Here is a 20,587-nt window from a genome sequence, read left to right on the forward strand (position 1 = left end):
AAGGCCGAAGAACACCACACGGTTTATGCCGATCGCAAAGTCGAAGCCCGCGCCAACGACCACCTGACCGTGGGCGTGAATCAGCACATCAAGATCGGCACCGGGCAGTTCATTGAAGCCGGCCAGGAAATCCACCTGAGCAGCGGCATGAAAGTCGTGCTTGAAGCGGGCAGTGAGTTGACGCTGATCGGGGGTGGCAGCTTTATCAAGATCGATGCTGGCGGCGTGACCATTAGCGGGCCGGTGATCAATATGAACTCCGGGGGCGGGCCGGGAAGCGGGACGGGGGCGGCGCCGTTGTTGCCTGGACCGTTGAAGCAGGCGGATGCGGATAAGGCTGGGCAGGTCGTTGCGCCTTCCCTGGCTTCGTATAAAGCGCAAGCAAAAACGGGAGTGCTACTACCTATCCCTTCGTGCCACCTAGATGCTTCCGGCCATTGCCCCATTCACCAGCCGGGTAAATCAGCATGATCGATTCTATTCCTTCGCCGTTCGAACGACCTCCGTCCCTGGGCACCCTGTGTCTGATTCTGGATGGCAGCTTTGATGTGGATTTGCTGGCGCGTCTGTTTCAAGGTGACGAACAATCTCGCCCTCGGTGTATTCCACTGTTCCTCAATACGCCATATGCCGAACTTCAACCTGCTGGACCTTACGTTATCGTGTGCCCTGCAAAAGGCGAATCAACGGCGTATGCCAGTGCCCTGCTGGAGCAGTCCGATGCCGGCTGTGTGGCCTGGCTAAGCAACGAGCACGACCTGGACAACGGGGTTGAACATTGGCGAAGTCTGCTCACTGTGCGCACCGACGACGCGCCGCAACAGATGATGCGGTTTTTCGATCCTCGATGGTTAGAGCCCTTGCTGCGCAGCCTTAATGAAACTGAGCGCAACCAGTTTATTGGGCCATTCACCAGTATGGCCTGGCGTAACGAAATGGGCTGGCGGTACTACGCCAGGGCGCCCCAGAGCCCAGCGGCCGCACTGCAACCTCCCGCTTGGCTGTACCTGAATCGGGATCGCGAAGAGTTGATCGAGCAAGGTCGATTGAAGGTCATTGCAGCACGCTTTGCCGAAGACTATCGCGAAGTGTTGCCTGCCCAAGACACTGTCGAGTTTGTACATCGTCAATTGCTGGCAGGACAACAAGCGGGCTACCAACAAATGGCAGATCAGGAGCGCTGGCTACGCCTCGCCATAAGCCGTGGAGATTCCTTTTGGGCGAATGGCCCGGATGCGGAACTTTTGGCTCGTAACGACGTGGCGCTGGGTGAAAAATTGACTCAGCTGGAAAGCCTCTGAATCACAAGGACGATGAGTAATGAGCAACACCTATACCGTCAAAAGCGGCGATATCCTCGGCAATATTGCCAGCGCAAACAAATGCTCTGTGGCGGATCTACGGGCACTTAACCCCATTATTACCGACCCCAACCACATCAAAGCCGGTTGGGTGTTGCAGCTACCAGCCACTAAAGTGTTGCCGCCGCCCAAGCATGCGGACAACCAGAGCACCACCAGTGTCAAGGGCGAAGCTCAATGCAAGGACGAACTGGTGGACGTGGTGCATATCACCGGTGAAGACACTTTTTATATTCTGACGGAAAAAGAGTCGAAAGCACTAAAAACACAGACTGACCTCGTCCAGAAACTCATGGACGAGCTGCACCAGAACCTGGCCAAAGCCACCGAAGCGAGTAAATGCACCAAGGCATCAAATCCTCAGACCTATTGCGCCTGCTCGCGATGTGTCAAAGACGCCTGGAACGTCAAGGCTGAAGATGCCGGGTTGGTACAGCGCTCAGAGCCACCGCCGGAAAAAAAAGCGACCGCCACCATAACTCGTAAAGAAGACTTGCAGGGACAGTTGGCAACGGTGCAGCAGGCACGTGACTGGTACCAGCGGTATGAGCCCAAGGCAACATTTGAAGGCAATTATCTGGAGAGTAACTGGAAACAGCTGCAAGCCAAAAAAGTACTCGAACTGAACGCCGAGATTGAATCCCTGCGAACCAAGATCGCAGCGCAAGGAAAGGCAGAAGCCGGCGACAGTTCCACCAGCGCCAACAGCGCTGCGCCGGACATCAAGCATGGCAAGGGAAAAGCCACCGAAAGCCAAAAGGGTCGACAAGTAAAAACGGGCATTACCGTTATCGAAGTCATCTCGTTCAGCGACCCAAGTCGCCGGCACTACATACCGATGAGTTACCGGGAACAACTTGACTGGAAAGTGAAGGTCAGCACGAAGGTAATGCAGGGCAAGCCACTCGATAAAAACCTGGCTAAAGAGCTGTTCAAGGACATCAAGTCCGCCGTCAATGAAAGCCGAAAAACCAGCCCCCTTGGTAGTCTGGAAGCCAAGTTTACGAGCTGGACGAGCAAAGACGACAACCTGCTTAATGCCCTGCACAAAGAATGCTCCTGGACTTCCAATCAGGCAGACTCCGCGAAATACGCCGTCTCCGCCGAAGCTCACGCCTTCCGTTTTGCCGCCACCGCCAGCGCCGGCATCAACAGCTGGGAGCCCGGTAAAGGCAACATCGAAGTGGGCGTGAAAGGCAGTGCAGCGATCTCGCTGGCGGAAGGCTCTGTTGCGCTCAAGAGTTTCTTCCCCGATCAGGGCGGTTACGTGGTGCGGATGCCTTACCGCAATGCCGAAGGCAAAGAAGTGGTGAGTGACATCGGCATTTTCCGTCTCGACGGAAAAGTGGAGCTATCGTGTTTCGCCGGGGCGACAGCCCAAGGTCAGGCTGGCGTCAAAGCGCAATATAAACCCAAAGAAGTTGAAGCGTCGGGGGCTACAGCGTTGCTCAGCACACCGAGCATGGCGGTGGATAAAAAGCGCGGAGGCAGCGTTGGTTTGAAGGGCAACGCCTTCGCCGGTGTACAAGGTGGCGGCACATTGACCGGAACGTTGAAGTGGCTTGATCCGGCCAAGCAAGGGGGCGGCAAAATTGTCGCGGGACAGGCGAATGATAGTGGCAGTACAGACTGGGCGAGTCTAGTTGAGGTCAAGGCTGAAGGCAATGTGGCGCTTGGCATTGGAGCGGGTTTTGATTTCGGTATTGAGATCAATGCAGATCGCTTGGCAATCAACTGCAAGGCCAGCCTGGTATTTGGTCCGGGTGCCGGCGGTGGATTTGGTACAGCAGTAGATTTGGAACAGGTAGGGAATCTTGCATTTATTTTTTGCAGTGCATTGTCGAAAGCAGACTTTCATTATCAGCTGGCAGTGACGGAAGAAGCGTTTAGCTACATGGCCAAGGGGTTATTTCATGTTGCAACACATCCGGGGGAAGCAGCTGGAAAAGCTTTCGTAGAAGGTTTCGATAGCATGGAACGTTGGTGGCTGAGACGAAAGGCTACAAAGGAAGAAGCTCAAAGCCTTGCGACATATTTGCTTAGTAATCAATTCGTCAATGTTAATGGTAAAAAAATCCCACTCCAAATGATGCCGCCAGAAACCCTTGGCCCCATGCTTTATTTATTAACGGAGAGCTTTGTTGAAAGCTGGGCGGAGAATCAGGAAAAAGCTGTTGTCTTGTTGCTGTCACATTTGCGAAGTTGGCGTCACTTCATCGAGGTGTTGGAGCACTGTTCTAAAAATGGCAGCAAAGTAAACGCAATACATAGTTTAGACCGTCTAAATGCTCTTCTAGACGGAAGCGAACAACGAGAATTCAACCGTTTTATCGGTTCGTTAGCAATAAGTACCAATTCATCCGCTCAACCTAAGGGAATGCTGGCTTGGACACCAGGTTTACCGTGGCGCAAAGAAAATGTTTTAGTAGCTGCTCGACGTAGTAACTTATTTGACGGATTAGCTTAAAGACAGACGACCAGTAGGGGCACCCTTGGCGCCCCCTACTCCGGATACTATAAAGATTTATCCGATTGTATAGCACAACGAAAACTGGTTCCTGGATAGTGTGCATCTTTTGATGGGGCATCAGCCCAGCGCCGAACAACTGGAGCTGCAGCTATAGGTCCCTCAGGATAATTTGACCCACGCCGGACCCTCTGAGTACCAAGTTCAGGACCCCGTGGATTCTCCAATGGAGAATGCTGATAATAATCCTTCCCGTACCAGTCGCTAACCCAATCTGTAGCATTTCCAGACATATTATATATACCTAGCGGATTGGGAGTAAAACTATCAACCGCATATGTATTTCCTGTACTTTTAGCTGGAAAATTACGCCCAAAGTTTAAACTACCATTATCAGTGGGATACAGTACATGCTGACCACGACTACGCGCCGCATACTCCCATTGCGCCTCTGTCGGCAAATCAACTGGATACCCACTTAACCGGCCAATCCAAAGACAATAATCTTTTGCTTCTTGCCAACTTTTGGTGGGCGCTGGAAGATCAGGCGCATATAGATACTTTAAGTCTTCGCGCTCTCGATCTTCAGCATCAAACAATGGTTGTCCCATCGCGGCAAAATACAAGTCAAAATCAATCAACCTAGTCTGAAACTTAGAAAAATAGTAGCTACTTAGCTTGACTGGATGTACAAAATCATCATTCCCATCTCTGCTAATGTTACAAAGCTGCTTGGGGTCTTGCCCGCAGGGCCAGGTACACACATCCTTTTCATCATATTCACAAATCCAGCCAAAGTCCCCCATATCAAACTGTCCACCCTCGACAAACACCATATTGTCGATGGACTGCACGACGGTGTTGAGCACCTTCCCGCGCAGTTCGCTGGAAAGATGAGGGTAAGTCTTCGCAATGGTGGCAGCGATGGTGGAGACTTTCTCTGGTGCAAGACTCTTGCTGGTAGGCAAAGGACCGGATTCCGCCTCGCAACCGACTAAAAACATCATGGCTGGCAGGGCAAGTACGAGCTGACGTAGCACTGGAAATATCCTTATAAAATGCAACAGAGACCGAACATTAACATCCCCTGCCCGCACAACAAAGTCCCGCACAAAGCCTTTCAATATCTCGGTATTTACCAGGCTGTTTCATCGACCGAGAGCGCGGCAAACACCTGGCCAAGCGCAACCTGGAACGCCACCGCAGCGACTTCCAGCTGGCCGAAGGCAAAAGCGATCAGCCGTTGCTGGTCAGCGGCCATTTCCTGGCCCTGACCCAACACCCGAAAGCCAAATGGAACGACCTTTGGCTGCTGACCGAAGTCCTGCACGAAGGCAAACAGCCGCAGGTGCTGGAAGAATCGGTCACCAGCGACACCACCAGCCTCAAGGGCGATTTCCACCAGGGTTATCGCAACCGCTTCCAGGCCACCCCATGGGACGTGCCGAACCGTCCGCCGCTGACGCAAAAGAAACCGCGCATCCTCGGCAGCCAAAGCGCCGTGGTCACCGGGCCCAAGGGTGAAGAGATCCACTGCGATCAGTACGGCCGCGTCAAAGTGGAATTCCACTGGGACCGCGAAGGCCAGGCTGACGACAAGACCAGCTGCTGGCTGCGCGTCTTTTTTAGTTTTTGAAGCCGTTGTTCGAATGAAAGCATTTGTAAATCTTTGGTTTTTATATCGTATTCTTTTCAATGCGGTTAAGCGTGCCGGGTTCACCGTAATCGAATTCTCGGACCAGCGCGCATTTTTCGGTTATTGGTCGTTGACTGTCGAAGGCCATGGAGCAACCTATCTGATCGTCAATGAAGGACGCAATGGTTGGATGATTTGTTATCGAGCTAGTGCGGCGGGAACAATTACAGAGCTGGACAAGAGAGAATCGGCTTGGATGGACGATACCGATAAGCCAGCCCAATGTCTGACTTGGCTCTCTGACTTTCCGTAACCACAAAACGCCAAGATCCCGAAAAATCAGGAAAGTTAGACAGTCACCACTCGCAGTACATCTACCCTATAAATCAAACAAGCAGGGCCTCTCATGAATAAACACCAGATCAGTCTTTCAAACGGCTGGATTGCAGAGTTCGAGAATCAGGGGGAATTTCGCATGTCAGCTGAAGGCTGGAATCTGGTTCTGCAGGGACCGGATCAGCGAAAAATCCAGTACTTCAGAGACAAGATCATTGTCGTCAACGATGACGATGGTGCTCAGGCGAAAACATGCATTCGACTCTCAAACGATGGTGTTTTCGGCTATTTGAGCACTGGGCTGGATCAAGGATGGGTGATTGACTTTGCGCGAGGTATGATCGCTCCGCACAGGGTAAGCATCTCCCACAGCCATGACGGATACGATGAAAGCATCTCGATGTACGAACAACCTGCCTTCAAACGTGCACGCGAGTATATAAGTGTTAAAGGCAAGTACATTTATCTGACCTTCCCCCTCACTAAAGATGAAGATTTCCCTAAGGTATGGGAGGAATATCTGCGGATTCGGAAACGGCAACTGGATGAGCTTTACTTCAGGAATTGATCCGGGTGTACTGGCTCAACCCTATCGACCCGTGCTTCAGAAATCCCCTTTTCGCACCAGTTCAGCGCCGGCCGCGAGCAGCAACGTCAACAAGGCCTGCTGCTCAGCCAATACCGGTACGACGAACAAGGCCGACTGCAAGCCCACACGGTGGGTCAGCAAGATCGCAACCTGTTCCAGCGGCGCTACGCCTACGATGCCAATGGCAACCTCGCGGGCATTGACGACAGCCGCAAAGGTAATCGCAGCTACCATTACGATCCGCTTGATCGCCTGATCAACGTCCGTGGCAGCACCCCGGAAAGCTTTGCGCACGACCCGGCGGGCAACCTCCTGGGCCAGGGCGACCAGCCAACCGCAAACCTGGCCAACCTCAAAGGCAACCGCCTGCTCATGCAGGGCGACCGCCACTACGATTACGACGCCTACGGCAACCTGGCGCGCGAACGTCGAGGAACCGGACAGAAACTTGTCACCGAGTACCGTTACGACTGCCAGCACCGCCTGATCGGCGTTAGCCTCCCCGGCGGCAGCTATGCAACCTACAAATATGACGCCTTTGGCCGCCGCATCGCCAAAACCGTAGATGGCCACACGACGGAGTTCCTGTGGCAAGGCGAACGCCTAATCGCCGAAAGCGCCGACAACCGTTATCGCAGCTACATCTACGAACCGGGGTCATTCCGCCCATTGGCAATGCTCGACGGCGAAGGCCCACTCAAAGCCGAGCCGTTCTACTACCAACTCGACCACCTCGGCACCCCACAGGAACTCACCGACTACAGCGGCGAAATCATGTGGTCGGCGAAATACCGCGCGTATGGCAACCTCGCCACTCTCGACGTTGAGGAAATCGACAACCCGCTGCGCTTCCAGGGTCAGTACTTCGATGCGGAAACGGGCTTACATTACAACCGGCATCGCTACTACAATCCTGGCACTGGACGGTATCTGACGCCGGATCCGATCAAGCTTGCAGGCGGGTTGAACAACTACCAGTACGTGCCTAACCCTACAGGATGGGTGGATCCATTAGGGTTGAGCTGCGAACCGTGCGACGGTCCTGATGAGAAGCAATCAAACCAATCTCGCGAAACGGACTACGAGAGTCTTCCTCGTCTCCCAAGCACTCCAGAGGAAGGATATCTGTATCGCGGTGTTCATAAGGGCCATCCTGCCGAAAATGACGCATTTTCCGGAAAGGTAACTCCCGGAAAAATTGATGGCGTAGTAAATCCTGACGATCACAATTATGGAGGACACTCGGGAGACAGCCCCTATACTTCATGGACAAGATCACCTGATATCGCCAGGCAATTTGCGAAAGAGGATGGACTTATTCTGAGAGTTAAAATTGGCGCCCCAAAAGAAGGCGATAAGTGGTCATGGCAGTATTTGGAAGATCGTTGGGGGGAGCAAGAAGTTCTCTTGAAAGGACCCCGCAGCGGGGATATCGAGGTGTTTAAGCCATGAATATATTAGATTTGTTACAGCAGAATTTTCATCTCGCAGACGGCGGGATAAAATCGGCCCAACTATTAAAAAAATCAACTGAAGAAAGTTTCATTTTTAAAAACGATTACATTATAAAAAAAACTAGCGATGCGTATAAAAAAGAACTCACCACTCAAAAAGAAATTGCAAACACAACTTCATCGGTAATGCCTGGATTTGAAGAGCTTATAAATGCGCTTTCAAGTATGGCGCCTGACGCAATACTATCAATGCGTTTCATTGACAGTGCCAGTTGGGACGGTCGCATTTTTTATGATGAAAAAAATACATTTATTGGCGCAATAATTGGGCAAAAGAAAAATAAAAATTGGGAGACGCCCCCGAACTGGGACGGTTCAGAGGAAATGCTACGAACCTACAACGCCCAAAAAGACAACTAAAAACCCTAATGAAACGGGACACCCATTAGCCGGTCTCCAGTCAAGGCTAAAGAGTTTCTTCTTTCGTTTAAAGGCATGTCGAATTTGGATAGAGCGAAAGTAGGCGGCGCTTCATTACATAATTAAGGATGCGGTTCCTCAACAGCTTCAGTTGCACTACTTAAGACAAAATGGAAGGGACCGCTTTTTGAGCTAAGTCGTAAACCTGCATCTAGTCAGCCGTCGTATCAATCCGGATAGTAGCCAACTGCGCTATCGCTACGACAATGCGCGCCTACTGCTCAGTGAGATCGAAAACGAACGTGGCGAACACTACCAACTCGATTACTACTCTAACGGCCTAATCCAGCAGGAAACCGGCTTCGACGGTCGTCGTACCGCTTATGAATACGACCTCAAAGGCCAGTTGCTAAAGAAAACGGAGTTCGGCGACGAAATACCGAGCTGCCGACAACGATTGGCGGGTGCTAAATAGCGAGCTAAACCTTGGCGCAAAAACTCTAGAGGGCGAGGGCATATATATCGTTAAAATCAAGCCTGACGACCCAAGATTCCGCTATGAAATGCCTAATGGAAAAGAAATGGTGCGTACCCGAACGAATGGGTTCCTGGCGGGGCAACCAAAAGTGGGACAAAAGAAGCTGCTCTGATCGGATCAGATAGCGTTTCCCATAATAGTGACGTGGGAACGCTGTTGAAAAATTTTGATGACTGGGAAAAGCTTCAATGAAAACCACTTTCGAAACGGCTCTAGATCAGAATGAAATCGCCGATTTTTTCAAGGGAAACGGCATTTACTTCGCGAGGGGATCTGATTGGGGCGATCATCTTTATGTCAGCAACTGGCAGGAAATGTGCGGCGTACTTAAAACGCAAAGCGCAGCACGAAGCTTACTGACAAATATATTTGAAGAGTATGCAAAGTACCTCGGAGAAAATTACGAAGACGCGGCAGGATTACTTTCGAACATCACAGCCTATTACGTAATAAAGTACAAGTTTGAATTTTTATCTGCCGACAACTATGACCTTATTAACAGTCTCAACAGCAAAACAAAAGAAAAAACAGGCAAGCTATTTAGACTTCTCAGGAACGAGTATGACAAACAAAATAAAGACCTGCCAAACTACACATTCGAACAAGAAATCCAAAGGCTGAAAAACTTGGTTGCACTACCGAGTTCGAATCCCTTTAAAGATTTAAATAGATAAAAACAAATAAAATAGGACAGGGCTAACCACGCTCCGAAAAAAAAGGGGACGGATTTATTTTTAGGAAAGAAAATAAATCCGTCCCCTTTTCGCCGGCCTCGAACAAAAACGCCAACAGGGCCTGCTACTCAGTGAGTACCAGTACGACGAACAAGGCCGTCTGCAAGCACACAGCGTCAGCCAAGAGAAAAAGGGGACGGATTTATTTTCACGCAAGAAAATAAATCCGTCCCCTTTTCATTTCCAAAGCGCCCAGACGGCCGACATGCGACTAAACATACAAATGCTCAGTCAGCGGAACAAGCAAGATCGTTGAGCCTAGGACGAGGAACAAGAGACGGAAAACCCGAAGCTTCCTATCTACCAGACATAGCAAACAACGTCAGTGGCTTCGAAAAACAAGCGGCATACTCCGCAGTACGGGGCGGGAACGTATTTGATCACGGCGGTTCCAGGTACATGTTTTATCGATCAAATACTCCTGTTGGCTACAACAATGGTGATTTGACGCACTGGGTGAGAATAGAATTAACGAAAGCTGGGGAACCAGTAATACACAGCTTCCCAGCCTCACCTGAACAGGTTCAAAAATACATGGGAAAAATCAAGTAAAATGAATACCGAACTGAAATACAAACTCCATCCGATCCGCGTCCCCAGCGGGTGGACAATCACAATCAACAATTTATTCGAAGTTGAACTAACACCACAAACCACTGGCTGGTTTAGTAGCGCAGCTTTATTAGGGGGGGTACGTCGCAGCACAGGTCACTGCTTCGACTCAAGGGTCGAACCAGAAGGAGATCCCGAAGGAGAGTTTGTGATTGATTTTTTAACAATAAAATATGACAACAAAGGAAAACCCATAAAAAATTCCGAAATATTCCTAGAAGAGTTCAGAACAAAAAACAAAAAGGCATTTATTGAAAAAATAGAATCCTTCATGCTTGAAGCGTAGGATAATCGCAAAGGCAAAAAATTGGCACTATTACTCTTTTGGCACAAACAAAAAAAACAAAGGAAAAACAAAGGGGACAAAAACAAAAACAAAAAAACAAAGGGGACAGATTTATTTTTACGAAATAAAATAAATCCGTCCCCTTTTCGATTCTTTTCGATTCTGTTTGTTCGAAAATAAATCTGTCCCCTTTTCTCCCTATTTAATCCTCCGATTGCCTGGTAAAAACACGCTTACCGACGACATGATAATCTTCGAAGGGGAAGAGGTTTGGGGAGGGATTTTCGGCTATGGAGGAAAGCGTGAAAAAGTCAAATGGACCGAAAATAGTTTCGACCGACACGAAGGTACACGTGTAAAAACAGAAGCTGGTGTCGCAACGTACAGACGCGTCTACCATACGGATCGAGAAGGTAGAGCATTGAATAGCATTAGCGGCAAACTGTCCTACTCACCGATGGAGGGGATGACCTTACCCTCCATCGAAATTAAGGATATAGCATGGCTTTGAAAGATATCATTCAAGAAGCGCGTACCAAATATGGCGAAGCGTCCAGTGTCGTTCTGACGGCAAATGAGCCCACCGGGCAAGCTCCGATGGAGCTCTTTATTACAGATGAACATACAGAAAACTATTTATCACTAAAAACCAGCTCCGATACTGATCGTGGTCTGGTCACTGGGTTGATGGCCCTAGGAGCTGTTCCTTGTCTACTGATGGCTATTTGGTTTTTTTCTACAGGAAAAATTGAAGGCGGAGTGAACGGCCTTTTAGTTGGTATACCGATGCTTCTGATTCCATTTTTCTGGGAAATTCTCCGCCCACTCCCTCTACCGGTATTATTTAACCGACGCACTAAAGAGATTTATTTCGACAATAATGGCGAACTATTTCACTCACCATGGAATGTAGCCCAAGCTGTTGTTTGCGAGTTTCAGATGATCGGCCCTTATACAGCAGGAATAAACAATGCATCTCTTGAAGTGGTCGTCCAACAATTCGATAATCCTCAAAATATGCTCATGGTAAGTCTTGGCAGCCCCTCAGGAAAAACACTCGACATGCAAAAAGGATTTTGGGAATATATCCGATCCTACATGAATAACGGGCCTTGGTTTGACAAAACCGGTACTCACAGCCAGTCTGACGCCTTCGTTAAAAGCCAGCTAGAAGCAAATTTAAAGCAATCTGAATTTCTAAAACACACACGTCAGACTATTGCTGAAAAAAGATCCGCCTCCGCAGGAAGAAACTACCTTAGCGGTATTGATTTTTTAATGCTTTTAGCAAACTTATTTTTTTATCCTTCAAGTCGCATACAAGATTTCACCTACAACATTGCCAAACGTAGGTCCCGTAATCGCTGGCCGAAAATCGTACTTGAGCGTTTGCAGTCAGATGGGCCAACTACGAAACTGACTGATATTGAGAAGAGGAAATAAAAATCAAGCGACGCTCTGTAGTTTTCCGACTTTTCGATTGACTTTGCATGCCATCCAAACCTGAACAGCAGGTCGAACTTGACTTCAGAAATCACCGGCCCATGGCGGGAGATACTCGTCGCTTTGCCACAAACAACGGGGACCAAACAAAGGGGACAGATTTATTTTTACGAAATAAAATAAATCGAAATAAAATAAATCCGTCCCCTTTTCGCTGTTTGTTCGAAAATAAATCTGTCCCCTTTTCTCTTTTTCGCACTCAACTCGAAGGGACAATGAGCGATAAACGCGGAGTCTTCGAATGGATTGTGAACTCGAAATTGCAATTAACACACCAGAGATTTATACCAGAGGGCAGAATTACTGGCACACCAAACCAAATACCATCGAGAATGCCAAAGTAGGCAACGTATGAAAGACTTATTACTTGACGGCTCCTACGTATATGCACACGCACCCTGGCTAAACTGGAGTGAGCTTCTTTATGGACTGGAACACAGCTTCATAAACGAAAAGGGAGTATCTGAATTCGCTTGCGAGGGTTTAACTGAAAAATCTTCACAAGAGGCCATTAGCCTTGCGTCTTTATTACCGAAAGAAAGCTACTTGACACTCGATTTACTCCGCGGACTTGCTACCAACGAACCAGCTATTGAAACAGACAAAGCAAAACCATGGATTTTTTTACTGCTTTCATTTTTGTTTGATAATAAAGATAGCTACAGCGACCCATTAAATATAGTGGAGCAGATATATTCAGACTTCGATTACCCAGAGGAACTTTCACCTCTAATTAGATACATGCCGGCATCAGAAGGCATCGAAGGATCTGAGGATCAGCTATTCAAAAACTGGGAAAAAGCTTTATCAGATTACAATAGTTTTTTTAGTAATCAAAATAGAAAGCCTTTGTAGAAAGTGACTCCACTCTGTTTTCGGGAGTTGTAAAAAACGTGTAAAAATAAAAAAAGGGGACGGATTTATTTTTACGAAAGAAAATAAATCCGTCCCCTTTTCGCATTATGACGTGTTAGATTCTGCAAAAAATGTTGGCAATGACAGACTGGAGCGTCCTAGAAGATGAAGAACATAGAGCTTGAGTCATTAATTTTCGATTTTTTAACCGCTGCTGAGGATTCACTAGTATTACTCGAAAGGAAATTCGGCTCGAGATCTCTCCTAGCGTTATGGCGTGAAAAAAAAATCGAGCAACGCGGAGAATTAAGCCCTGGTATAAGCTACCAACTTCATGGCAGAGGTTGCATGATCGAATACCCAGAATTCTGTATAGATTTCGACTACGGCCCTAACGAAAGAACAAATGGATTTGACGCATGGCGGCTTTACAATTACGCATGCGAATTCCCAGAAAAACACCAAAAATACACAGACCTAAAAATAGTTGAAGCAGAACTCAACCAATACGCACAGATAAAAAAAATCAAAAAAATTGACAATTCGAGTTCCGATTTATATTTTTTAGAACACAACCAACAGCCCCTATAGCCAACTAAAAAACAAAGGGGACAAAGTAAAAAAAGGCGAACAAAAATGGGACGGATTTATTTTTACGAAAGAAAATAAATCCGTCCCCTTTTCATTACCGGAAGTCTACACATAACGGCCGAATTAATATCTAATGAAGAAGATGGTTGTGGCGCACTGAAGCTAGGCGACGCCATCATACTAATCTCATTGAATAAAACAAATCAGTCTCTACCTGTATTTGTAGACATTCTCGAAGGAAGCAGCTCTGATTGGATCTGAAAAAATCAATCACGGAGCGGACATGAATAAACTTTTGAGCCAATTTGATGACTGGGAACAACTTCAATGATCAGCAATTTTGAAAAAGCGTTAAACAGAGATGAATTCCCAGAATACTTCAGAGGTATCGGCATTTATTTCACAAAAGATCCTGACTGGGGAACTCAGTTACACATCATTAACTGGCAAGGACTTTGCGGCTTTCTCAAGACACAAAAAAATCCAGCGTCAGTTCTAAAAAATGCATTTGAAAAATACGTAACGACTGTAAAAAGCACCGTAGAAGACGCGAACGATCTTCTCGAAAATATAGGGTGCTATTACTACATGCGAAAAAAAGCCCCAGTTTTATCGGAAGATGGATTTGACCTAATCAGGGATATGTCTAGCAAGGAAAAACTGACAATATCTAAATGTATGGAATTCCTGCGCCAAGAAATAAACAAAACGACGAACGCACAGGACATCGAGATTTACAACAGGCGACTATCAAAGCTGATTAATGATGGCGGACCAACTGATTTAGAGAATCTTTAACAATAAAGATCTCCGAAAAAGCGGTTAAATAGACGGATTTATTTCATGACGGGAGCCTACCGATGCCTTATTCCGAACTGAAAAATGCAATTCAGCGTGCCGGCTTCACCATTAACGAATTCTCGGACCAGCGAGTATTTTTCGGCTGCTGGTCACTCACTGTCGAAGGTTATGGACAAAGCTACTTGATCGTCAACGAAGGACGTGAGGGTTGGATGATGTTCTATCTTAAGGAATCAGGTGGGGCATTTATTGAGCTGGATAAAAAAGAATCTGCCTGGATGGACGACATTGACAGGGCGACCCAATGCCTTATCTGGCTTTCCGGCTCCCGCCTACCTCAGGAGTCCAAGGTCCGAAATTATTACGTAATTGCCGAAAAGGATCTTGTACCGGAGCTCCCCCATAGTTCTGAGTGGCCAAAGTTGATCGGGTATTGTTACGCCGATGACTATTTTCTTTTTTTTGAAGGCAAGGGACATGGACTGGGTGGATCTGCTGTCCCAGCTCACAAGGCCAATAATGCTGAATGGTTGAAACTTTTCTCTGCGTTAAATGCAGAGTGGTTCTTAGAGTTACTGGAAACTTCCCGGTTCGCGTCGGAAGAAGCATTTACCCTGGCACTGACCGCCAAAATTGGCTTAAAAAAAGGGGACGGATTTATTTTTACGAAAGAAAATAAATCCGTCCCCTTTTCATTCAAGAAAATAAATCCGTCCCCTTTTCACTTTTGCAAGAAAATAAATCCGTCCCCTTTTCATTCCTTTTCATTCCCCCACTCCCCCAGATAACCTCCCCCAGCCGCTGCAACCTCAGCGACCGGTTTTGACAGACCGAACACGATCAAGGCATGCAAATGCCGCTTTGCGGCTCCGTCCCTACAGGAGCTTCACCATGAAAAAATGTCCACCCGATTCCATCGACCCAATCGATCTCAGCCAAGCCACCCAACGCACCATCAGCGCCCGCCTCCGAGATCCGAACACCCCCGACCCCATCAGCCACGTCCTCACCACCGACCTGGCCTGCAAACTCGAAGGCTCACACCGCAGCCTCGCGCTATCAATCCAGCAGCTGGCGGTAGTAGGCGAATTGTTGGTGAACCGTGCGCTGGACAATCTCGACCCTCCTGGCGACGCATCCGAAGCCCCCCAAAGCACCCAATCTTGAGAGAAGGAGGCCCAACCATGGCTCGATACATGCCCATCACCGGCATCGACTGCCTGATCCCTTCCCTGCTGATTGATACGGAAGCGCCTCTCGATGTGTTGCACGACACAGCCGCCTACCGAATCCGCAGTGTCACCCAACTGGTGGAAACTCTATCCTTGGGTGATTCGCTCAAAGCCGACAACGCGCTACTTCAGGACTTAGCCCGGGTAATTGCAATTCCACTGCGCGACGGCTGCGACTTGCTGGACGTTATTGGCAGACGCTTACAAAAACACACCGCATAAAAAAACGGGCGATCATACGATCGCCCGTTTTTTATATATATTCATTGCCAACATTTCAAAGGAAGGTGTCCGCCCAGTGCGATGGCCTCGGCATTCCATGCACTGGTAAAGAGCCGTGACACTGGGCGAACGGGGGCATTTTAATAGAAGTTTTCGAATATGTCCGCTTAGCGAACATGAAATTTTCAAACACAATGTTTAACAAAATGTCGGTTGCAATACTATTTAAACCGCCACCAAAACTCACCACTTAGAACATTAAAACTGATTGTTCTTGTACAAAAAACTTATACAAGAACAATCATTTTATAGAGTCAATACTCAGCTTTTAGGGGCGTGAGTATGCACTTGGAGGATGTCTGTGTAGGTGACGACAACGGTTTGACCGACTTTCAGGTCTTTGAGTTTGGCTTGAACTTCCGGTCTTACGATGTCAACCGTTTTGGATTTACCCTTCGGACCTTCGAAGGTCACCTGGTTTTTCTTCAGGTCGATGTGGGTGATTTTCAGCTGAACTTCAACCTGGCGGTAAGCTTCACCAGCCGGTTTGGCGGAACCTGGCGCTGCGCGAACGTCGCCCGTACGTTCGGCGGAACCTGGCAGGGCCTTCGAGACGTCGGTATCGAGGTAGGCCGCTTCGGCGTGAACGACTTTGATATCGACTTGATCGCCGGCTTTCAAGTTGCCAAGGTTTTTCGCCTTGTCGGTCAGTTGTACAGAAACTTCTTTACCTTCAGGCCCTTTGAGCACGACTTGATGGTTTGCGGCGTCGACCGAGACGACGGTGGCGGTGGTCTGATCCTCTAACACGACGCCAGCCAGCGGGATATCGGCAGCCATGGCGCCGAGGCTGACAGCGGACAGCAAGGTAGCGAGGGTGATGGCTTTGGTCAGTGCATGGAGTTTCATAGGCGATACATTCCTTGGTAATAAAGGGCAGCAGACCGCTCTGGCACAGGCGTCAGCGCGATGTGTGCAAATGAGCATAGACGCTCTTCAAAGAGTTTTTACAGTTTCTTGCCCAGTGGGCTCGTTGTGGTCGGTGCTTTTTCCACTTTCCTTGCGCCAAGTCAGCCAAGTGTCTTGTAAGGCATCACTTTCTCGTTCGTTGGGGCCGCCTCAGGCTTCAGGATCATCGACTTCCTGGGCGACGTTCACGGCCGGCGAGTCTTTGTGAGATTGCTCGGCCCTGGCCTTCAAGTCTTGCCACTGCTGGAGGTCGATGGCGCCCTGCCCCAGCAAGTCGTCGGCCACCCGCAGCAGTTCGGCGTAATGGGCGTCGGGGGATTGTTGCCAGTAGGCTTTGTCGTCGAACAGGCGCTGCCATGAGGCAAGGTCTGGCGGTTTGAGGTCGTCGCTCATGGTGGGCTCCAGTGAACGGGCTTGTTAACGTAGGAGGACGTCGATCAGCCGAGAGTTCCGCCTCAATAACCGGTCATTTCCAGATAGCCCTGCCCGGCATGGCTGCCGCTCAGTTGCACCGGCCCCTCCCAGTAAGGAATGCGCAAATCCATCCATGCGTTGGGGTTGAGGGCGTTGAGGGTGATGTCGAGGTGCTTGCCGGGGATTTTGATCGACCAGCGCACGGGCATCGTACGGCCAGCAACTTTGGCGGTGTCTTGCGGTGTGAGGCGGATGTCGTCGGCGTGCAGTTGCTGAGTCTGCCCCTCGGCGTCGATCCAGGTACCGGTGAGGTAAGGCGCGCCGTTCTTGTTGCGCATGCGGTAGAGCATCACCTGCTCGCCGCTGTCGAGGTGCAGGGAAAACCAGTCCCAACCGGTCTGGTTGGCAGTCAGTGGCTGGCTGCTCCATTCGCGGTCGAGCCAGGCCGGGCCGCTGACTTGGTAGGTTTTACCGTCGATGTCCAGCGAGCCACTGGCCTGAAAAAACGGCTGGCTGTAGTAATACGACGCCTGGCCCTGTTCGGATTTCTGGCTGAAACCTTTATCGCCCTGCAGCACCAGCGGCCGCGTGGATGTCAGCCGAAGCTGGTAACCGAAAGCCTTGTCCCGCGCACTGAGTTGAAGATCCGCTAAAGGATCAGATCCCTGACTGCTGAAACGCCAGTCATCGATCCACGCATTGAACGGCGCCACGCTCACGCCCGCCTGACCGACGCCGCCGCGGGCGTAGCGTTCGGCCGCGTGATGCACCGTCGCCGAGGTCACGGCCGCGTGCCCCAGCCAGATCGTCTGGTTAGCCCAGCCAGCCACTTCGGGCGCTGCTTTCAAGGCGCTGCGAAAGAGCGTCCATTGCACGCCGAATTCACGGCCCTGCGCGTCCTTGAGGTTGGCGGTGACGTACCACCACTCGATGCGATAACCGTCATGGGGCCCGTGATCCGCCGGGAAGCTGAACACACGACCGGGCACCACCGGAGTAAACGTTGCCGCCTCGCCCCCGAGACCGGCGAAGCCTTTCTCGACAGGTGTGGAGTTGTCGCAGCCACTCAACAGAATGACCAGCAGCAAGCCGAGCTTAATCCTCATGAGCAAACGTCCTCAGCAGGTCCGCCGGTTGCGTGCGATACAGCGAATACAACGGCCACGCCGAGGCCAGTAACGTCGCGAACAACGCCAGCCCCATCAACTGCAACAGTTGCATCGGAAATACCCGCAATGGCAGGCGCCAGCCGAACGCCTGGACGTTGATCACCGCATCCAGGCACCACGCCAGCGCGATCCCCAGCGGCAACGCCAGCACCAGCGTCAACACTGCCAGCAGCCAGGTTTGCCCGAGGTTGAGCAGCATCAATTGCCGACGCGTCACGCCCAGCGCCCACAGCGGCGCCAACTGCCCGAGGCGGCTTTGGCTTTGGGTCAGCAGGCTGATGAACAACGCCACGCCCGCCACACACAGGGTCAGGCTGTTGAGCGCGGCCGTGGCGGCGAAAGTGCGTTCGAACACTTGCGTCGACCAGCCCTTGAGCCGCGCCTGATCGACGATGCGGTTGTCGTCGAGCGCGAAACGCGCCTGCAACGCGCTGACAAACGCCGGGATCAATGCCGGCTCGATGCGCAGATTAAATCGGTTGGGCGCCTGCTGTGGCCAGCCGTGCAGCAGATGGTTGACGTTAACCAGCAAGTGGCCCTTGGGGTTGCCGTAATCGGCGTAGATCCCGACGATGCGCGGCGACCACGGGCCGCCTGGGGTGGGAATCGTCAGGTGATCACCGAGACGTACCTTCAGGCGTCGGGCCAATTGCTCGCTGAGCATCAGCGCGTCGTCCTTCGCCAGTCGATCCCACGGGTTGTCACCCAAGGACTCCAGCAGCGGCCAATGCTGGTGATAGGTCGGGTGATCGATCACGCCAAAAATATCCGCCGGCCAGCCCTGCAACTGGATCGACACCTGCCAGCTGGGCAGCACCGCCGAGAGTTGCGGTTGCTGTTTGAGCCAGGTGTTCAGCTCGCGGGACTGCGCCGGGGTTTGCGGATTGACGTAGAGCTCGGCGGTCAGGCGTTGTTCGAGCCAGTTGCTGAATGTCTCGCGGAAACCGGCGGTCATGCTGCCGGCGCCGATGTTGGCCGCCAACGCCAACAGCAACGCCATCAAGGCCAGGCTCAGGGCCGGCAGTTGCTGACGGCAATCGGCGATAAACCATTGGCCGAGCACCGAATGGCTGCGCTGCAAAACCAGGTGGAGCACGGCATTGAGCAACACCGGCAGCGCCAGTGCGGCACCGAGCAACAGCGCCGCCATCAGCACAAATCCGCTGGCCAGGCTGTCGCCCCAGATCAAAGCGCTAAGCGCAATCACCGCCGCCGTCGCCGCCACCCAACCCTGGCGCCGCAACCAGCGTGCGTGGGCCTGATGCCAGGCTTGTGGATCGGCCAATGCCAGCAACGGCAAACGCGCCGCCCGCAGCAGGCTGTTGGCACCGGCCAGCAATGCACCGAGCAGACTCAGGCCGATACCGCTGAGCCACCACCACGAGCTGAGGCTCAACTGCCCCGCCACTTCAGCGCCATACAAGCCGCGCAGGCTGGCGGCGACATCCGGCAACAGCACGCTGGCCAACAGGTAGCCGCTGACCACACCGGCGAGGCCACCCACCAGCGCCAAACCGCCAAGTTCAACCGCCAGACAGGTGATGAGCATGCGCGCGCTGACGCCACAGGCGCGCAGGGTCCTGAGCAGGCCTCGGCGTTGTTCCAGTGCCAGGCCAATGGCTGCATGGACGATGAACAGGCCGACCACGAACGACAGAAAGCCCAAGGCATCGAGGTTCAGGTGAAAGCTCTCGGTCAGGCGCGCGAGATTGTTCTCCTCACCGCTTGTCTTGAGCTGGAGTTGATCCTTGAACGCGTCGGGTAACGCAGCGCTGAAATCCTTCGGCAACAGCAAGCGCGACAGTTGATCCGGCAGACCGAGAATCTGCTGGGCGAAGCCGATGTCCACCAGCAACACACCGGGGGCCATGTCGGTTTGTGCGTGCAGCGGTGGCAGAGGCTCACCGCTCGAACTCAGCGGACGCTCACCTTCCTGCAAGCCCAGGGTTTGCAGGGTCTGCGGCGAGATCCAGGTGCTGCCCGGCGCACTGAAAAACTCAACAACCTGTTCAATCGGTAACGCCTGCCCCGCCACGGATGAGCCGGCCGGCAGCGACACCGGTTCAATGCCCATCAACTGCAAGCGCTGCTCTTCATGGCCCTTGAGCGTCACCCGTCCTTGCAGCACCGGCGACACCGGCCACCCGGCACGGCGCAAGTCGACAAACAACGCCTGAGAAAACGTCCCGCCACCGGGCGCGCTGAGGCTGGCTTGTGGTTCGCCGCCGATCAATTGACTGGCCCGTGCGTAGCTTTCCCGCGCCTGACTGTTCAACGCCTGCACGCCCGTGAGCAAACTGGTGGCGAGCCACAACCCCGTCAGCACGCTGAAAAATTGCACTGGGTGTTGCCGCCAATGGCTCAGCAGCGCCCGTAACGTCTCGCGAAAAACCCGCAC

The 20,587-nt window shown here is 51.2% G+C and carries 19 protein-coding genes and 4 pseudogenes; 18 read left to right on the plus strand and 5 right to left on the minus strand.

Going from position 1 to position 20,587, the window contains the following annotated elements; all coding sequences use genetic code 11:
* From D882_RS01000000130645 to D882_RS0100015, 3 genes and pseudogenes are all read left to right on the plus strand, one after another.
* Positions 1-471 (plus strand): annotated as a pseudogene (locus tag D882_RS01000000130645) (type VI secretion system tip protein VgrG); the annotation flags it as partial.
* Positions 468-1,301, plus strand: coding sequence for a DUF4123 domain-containing protein (locus D882_RS0100010; RefSeq protein WP_027921334.1), 834 nt, complete (start codon positions 468-470; stop codon positions 1,299-1,301). The pseudogene D882_RS01000000130645 and the gene D882_RS0100010, both read left to right, overlap by 4 nt.
* A gap of 19 nt (positions 1,302-1,320) precedes the next feature.
* Entirely contained in the window at positions 1,321-3,828 is a 2,508-nt protein-coding gene (locus D882_RS0100015; RefSeq protein WP_081743830.1) for a LysM domain-containing protein, read from the plus strand.
* Positions 3,829-3,875: 47 nt separating this feature from the next.
* Here D882_RS0100015 and D882_RS1000000131720 read toward each other — a convergent pair whose 3' ends face one another.
* A complete protein-coding gene (locus tag D882_RS1000000131720) occupies positions 3,876-4,868 on the minus strand; it encodes an SUMF1/EgtB/PvdO family nonheme iron enzyme (RefSeq protein WP_081743840.1) in 993 nt (330 codons plus the stop codon).
* Between the two features lie 98 nt (positions 4,869-4,966).
* On the opposite strand from D882_RS1000000131720, the pseudogene tssI reads away from it, so the two are divergent.
* The 15 genes and pseudogenes from tssI to D882_RS0100090 all read left to right on the plus strand — a co-directional run.
* Positions 4,967-5,449 (plus strand): annotated as a pseudogene (gene tssI / locus D882_RS0100025) (type VI secretion system tip protein TssI/VgrG); the annotation flags it as partial.
* A 28-nt stretch (positions 5,450-5,477) separates the two neighbouring features.
* Positions 5,478-5,777, plus strand: coding sequence for a hypothetical protein (locus D882_RS1000000131725; protein ID WP_177327587.1), 300 nt, complete (start codon positions 5,478-5,480; stop codon positions 5,775-5,777).
* 93 nt (positions 5,778-5,870) lie between these two features.
* On the plus strand, positions 5,871-6,368 hold the full coding sequence (locus tag D882_RS1000000132530) for a hypothetical protein (RefSeq protein WP_027921338.1): 498 nt from the start codon (positions 5,871-5,873) through the stop codon (positions 6,366-6,368).
* A 51-nt stretch (positions 6,369-6,419) separates the two neighbouring features.
* Positions 6,420-7,433: pseudogene (locus tag D882_RS01000000130650) on the plus strand (RHS repeat domain-containing protein); the annotation flags it as partial.
* 404 nt (positions 7,434-7,837) lie between these two features.
* Complete coding sequence (locus D882_RS01000000130655) at positions 7,838-8,263, plus strand: hypothetical protein (RefSeq protein WP_032833365.1); 426 nt, start codon at positions 7,838-7,840, stop codon at positions 8,261-8,263.
* 202 nt (positions 8,264-8,465) lie between these two features.
* Positions 8,466-8,699: pseudogene (locus D882_RS1000000133375) on the plus strand (hypothetical protein); the annotation flags it as partial.
* 290 nt (positions 8,700-8,989) lie between these two features.
* Positions 8,990-9,475, plus strand: a complete 486-nt coding sequence (locus D882_RS01000000130660) for a hypothetical protein (RefSeq protein WP_228758649.1) — start codon at positions 8,990-8,992, stop codon at positions 9,473-9,475.
* Positions 9,476-10,088: 613 nt separating this feature from the next.
* On the plus strand, positions 10,089-10,433 hold the full coding sequence (locus D882_RS1000000132535) for a hypothetical protein (protein ID WP_155953681.1): 345 nt from the start codon (positions 10,089-10,091) through the stop codon (positions 10,431-10,433).
* A gap of 501 nt (positions 10,434-10,934) precedes the next feature.
* Complete coding sequence (locus D882_RS1000000132810; protein ID WP_027921342.1) at positions 10,935-11,876, plus strand: hypothetical protein; 942 nt, start codon at positions 10,935-10,937, stop codon at positions 11,874-11,876.
* A gap of 411 nt (positions 11,877-12,287) precedes the next feature.
* Entirely contained in the window at positions 12,288-12,791 is a 504-nt protein-coding gene (locus D882_RS1000000131730) for a DUF2247 family protein (RefSeq protein WP_081743841.1), read from the plus strand.
* Positions 12,792-12,956: 165 nt separating this feature from the next.
* Positions 12,957-13,382: a hypothetical protein gene (locus D882_RS0100070; protein ID WP_027921343.1), complete on the plus strand. Its 426-nt coding sequence runs from the start codon at positions 12,957-12,959 to the stop codon at positions 13,380-13,382.
* A 327-nt stretch (positions 13,383-13,709) separates the two neighbouring features.
* Positions 13,710-14,180, plus strand: a complete 471-nt coding sequence (locus D882_RS0100075) for a hypothetical protein (RefSeq protein ID WP_027921344.1) — start codon at positions 13,710-13,712, stop codon at positions 14,178-14,180.
* Positions 14,181-14,242: 62 nt separating this feature from the next.
* Entirely contained in the window at positions 14,243-14,971 is a 729-nt protein-coding gene (locus D882_RS1000000131735) for a hypothetical protein (RefSeq protein WP_032833366.1), read from the plus strand.
* 103 nt (positions 14,972-15,074) lie between these two features.
* Positions 15,075-15,350 carry a DUF6124 family protein gene (locus tag D882_RS0100085; RefSeq protein WP_027921345.1) on the plus strand — a complete coding sequence of 92 codons (276 nt, stop codon included), beginning with the start codon at positions 15,075-15,077 and terminating at the stop codon, positions 15,348-15,350.
* 17 nt (positions 15,351-15,367) lie between these two features.
* Positions 15,368-15,637, plus strand: coding sequence for a hypothetical protein (locus D882_RS0100090; protein ID WP_027921346.1), 270 nt, complete (start codon positions 15,368-15,370; stop codon positions 15,635-15,637).
* 321 nt (positions 15,638-15,958) lie between these two features.
* Here D882_RS0100090 and D882_RS0100095 read toward each other — a convergent pair whose 3' ends face one another.
* The 4 genes from D882_RS0100095 to D882_RS0100110 form a co-directional block, all read right to left on the minus strand.
* A complete protein-coding gene (locus D882_RS0100095) occupies positions 15,959-16,546 on the minus strand; it encodes a hypothetical protein (protein WP_027921347.1) in 588 nt (195 codons plus the stop codon).
* A 210-nt stretch (positions 16,547-16,756) separates the two neighbouring features.
* Entirely contained in the window at positions 16,757-16,999 is a 243-nt protein-coding gene (locus D882_RS0100100) for a hypothetical protein (RefSeq protein WP_027921348.1), read from the minus strand.
* 62 nt (positions 17,000-17,061) lie between these two features.
* Positions 17,062-18,126 carry a lipocalin-like domain-containing protein gene (locus D882_RS0100105; protein ID WP_027921349.1) on the minus strand — a complete coding sequence of 355 codons (1,065 nt, stop codon included), beginning with the start codon at positions 18,124-18,126 and terminating at the stop codon, positions 17,062-17,064.
* The gene (locus D882_RS0100110) at positions 18,116-20,587 is read right to left on the minus strand and encodes an FtsX-like permease family protein (RefSeq protein WP_027921350.1); all 2,472 of its coding nucleotides are present in this window, start codon (positions 20,585-20,587) and stop codon (positions 18,116-18,118) included. The genes D882_RS0100105 and D882_RS0100110 overlap by 11 nt, the downstream gene beginning before the upstream one ends.

The organism is Pseudomonas sp. URMO17WK12:I12, assembly GCF_000514395.1.
In the GTDB taxonomy this organism is placed as follows: Bacteria; Pseudomonadota; Gammaproteobacteria; order Pseudomonadales; family Pseudomonadaceae; genus Aquipseudomonas; species Aquipseudomonas mucoides.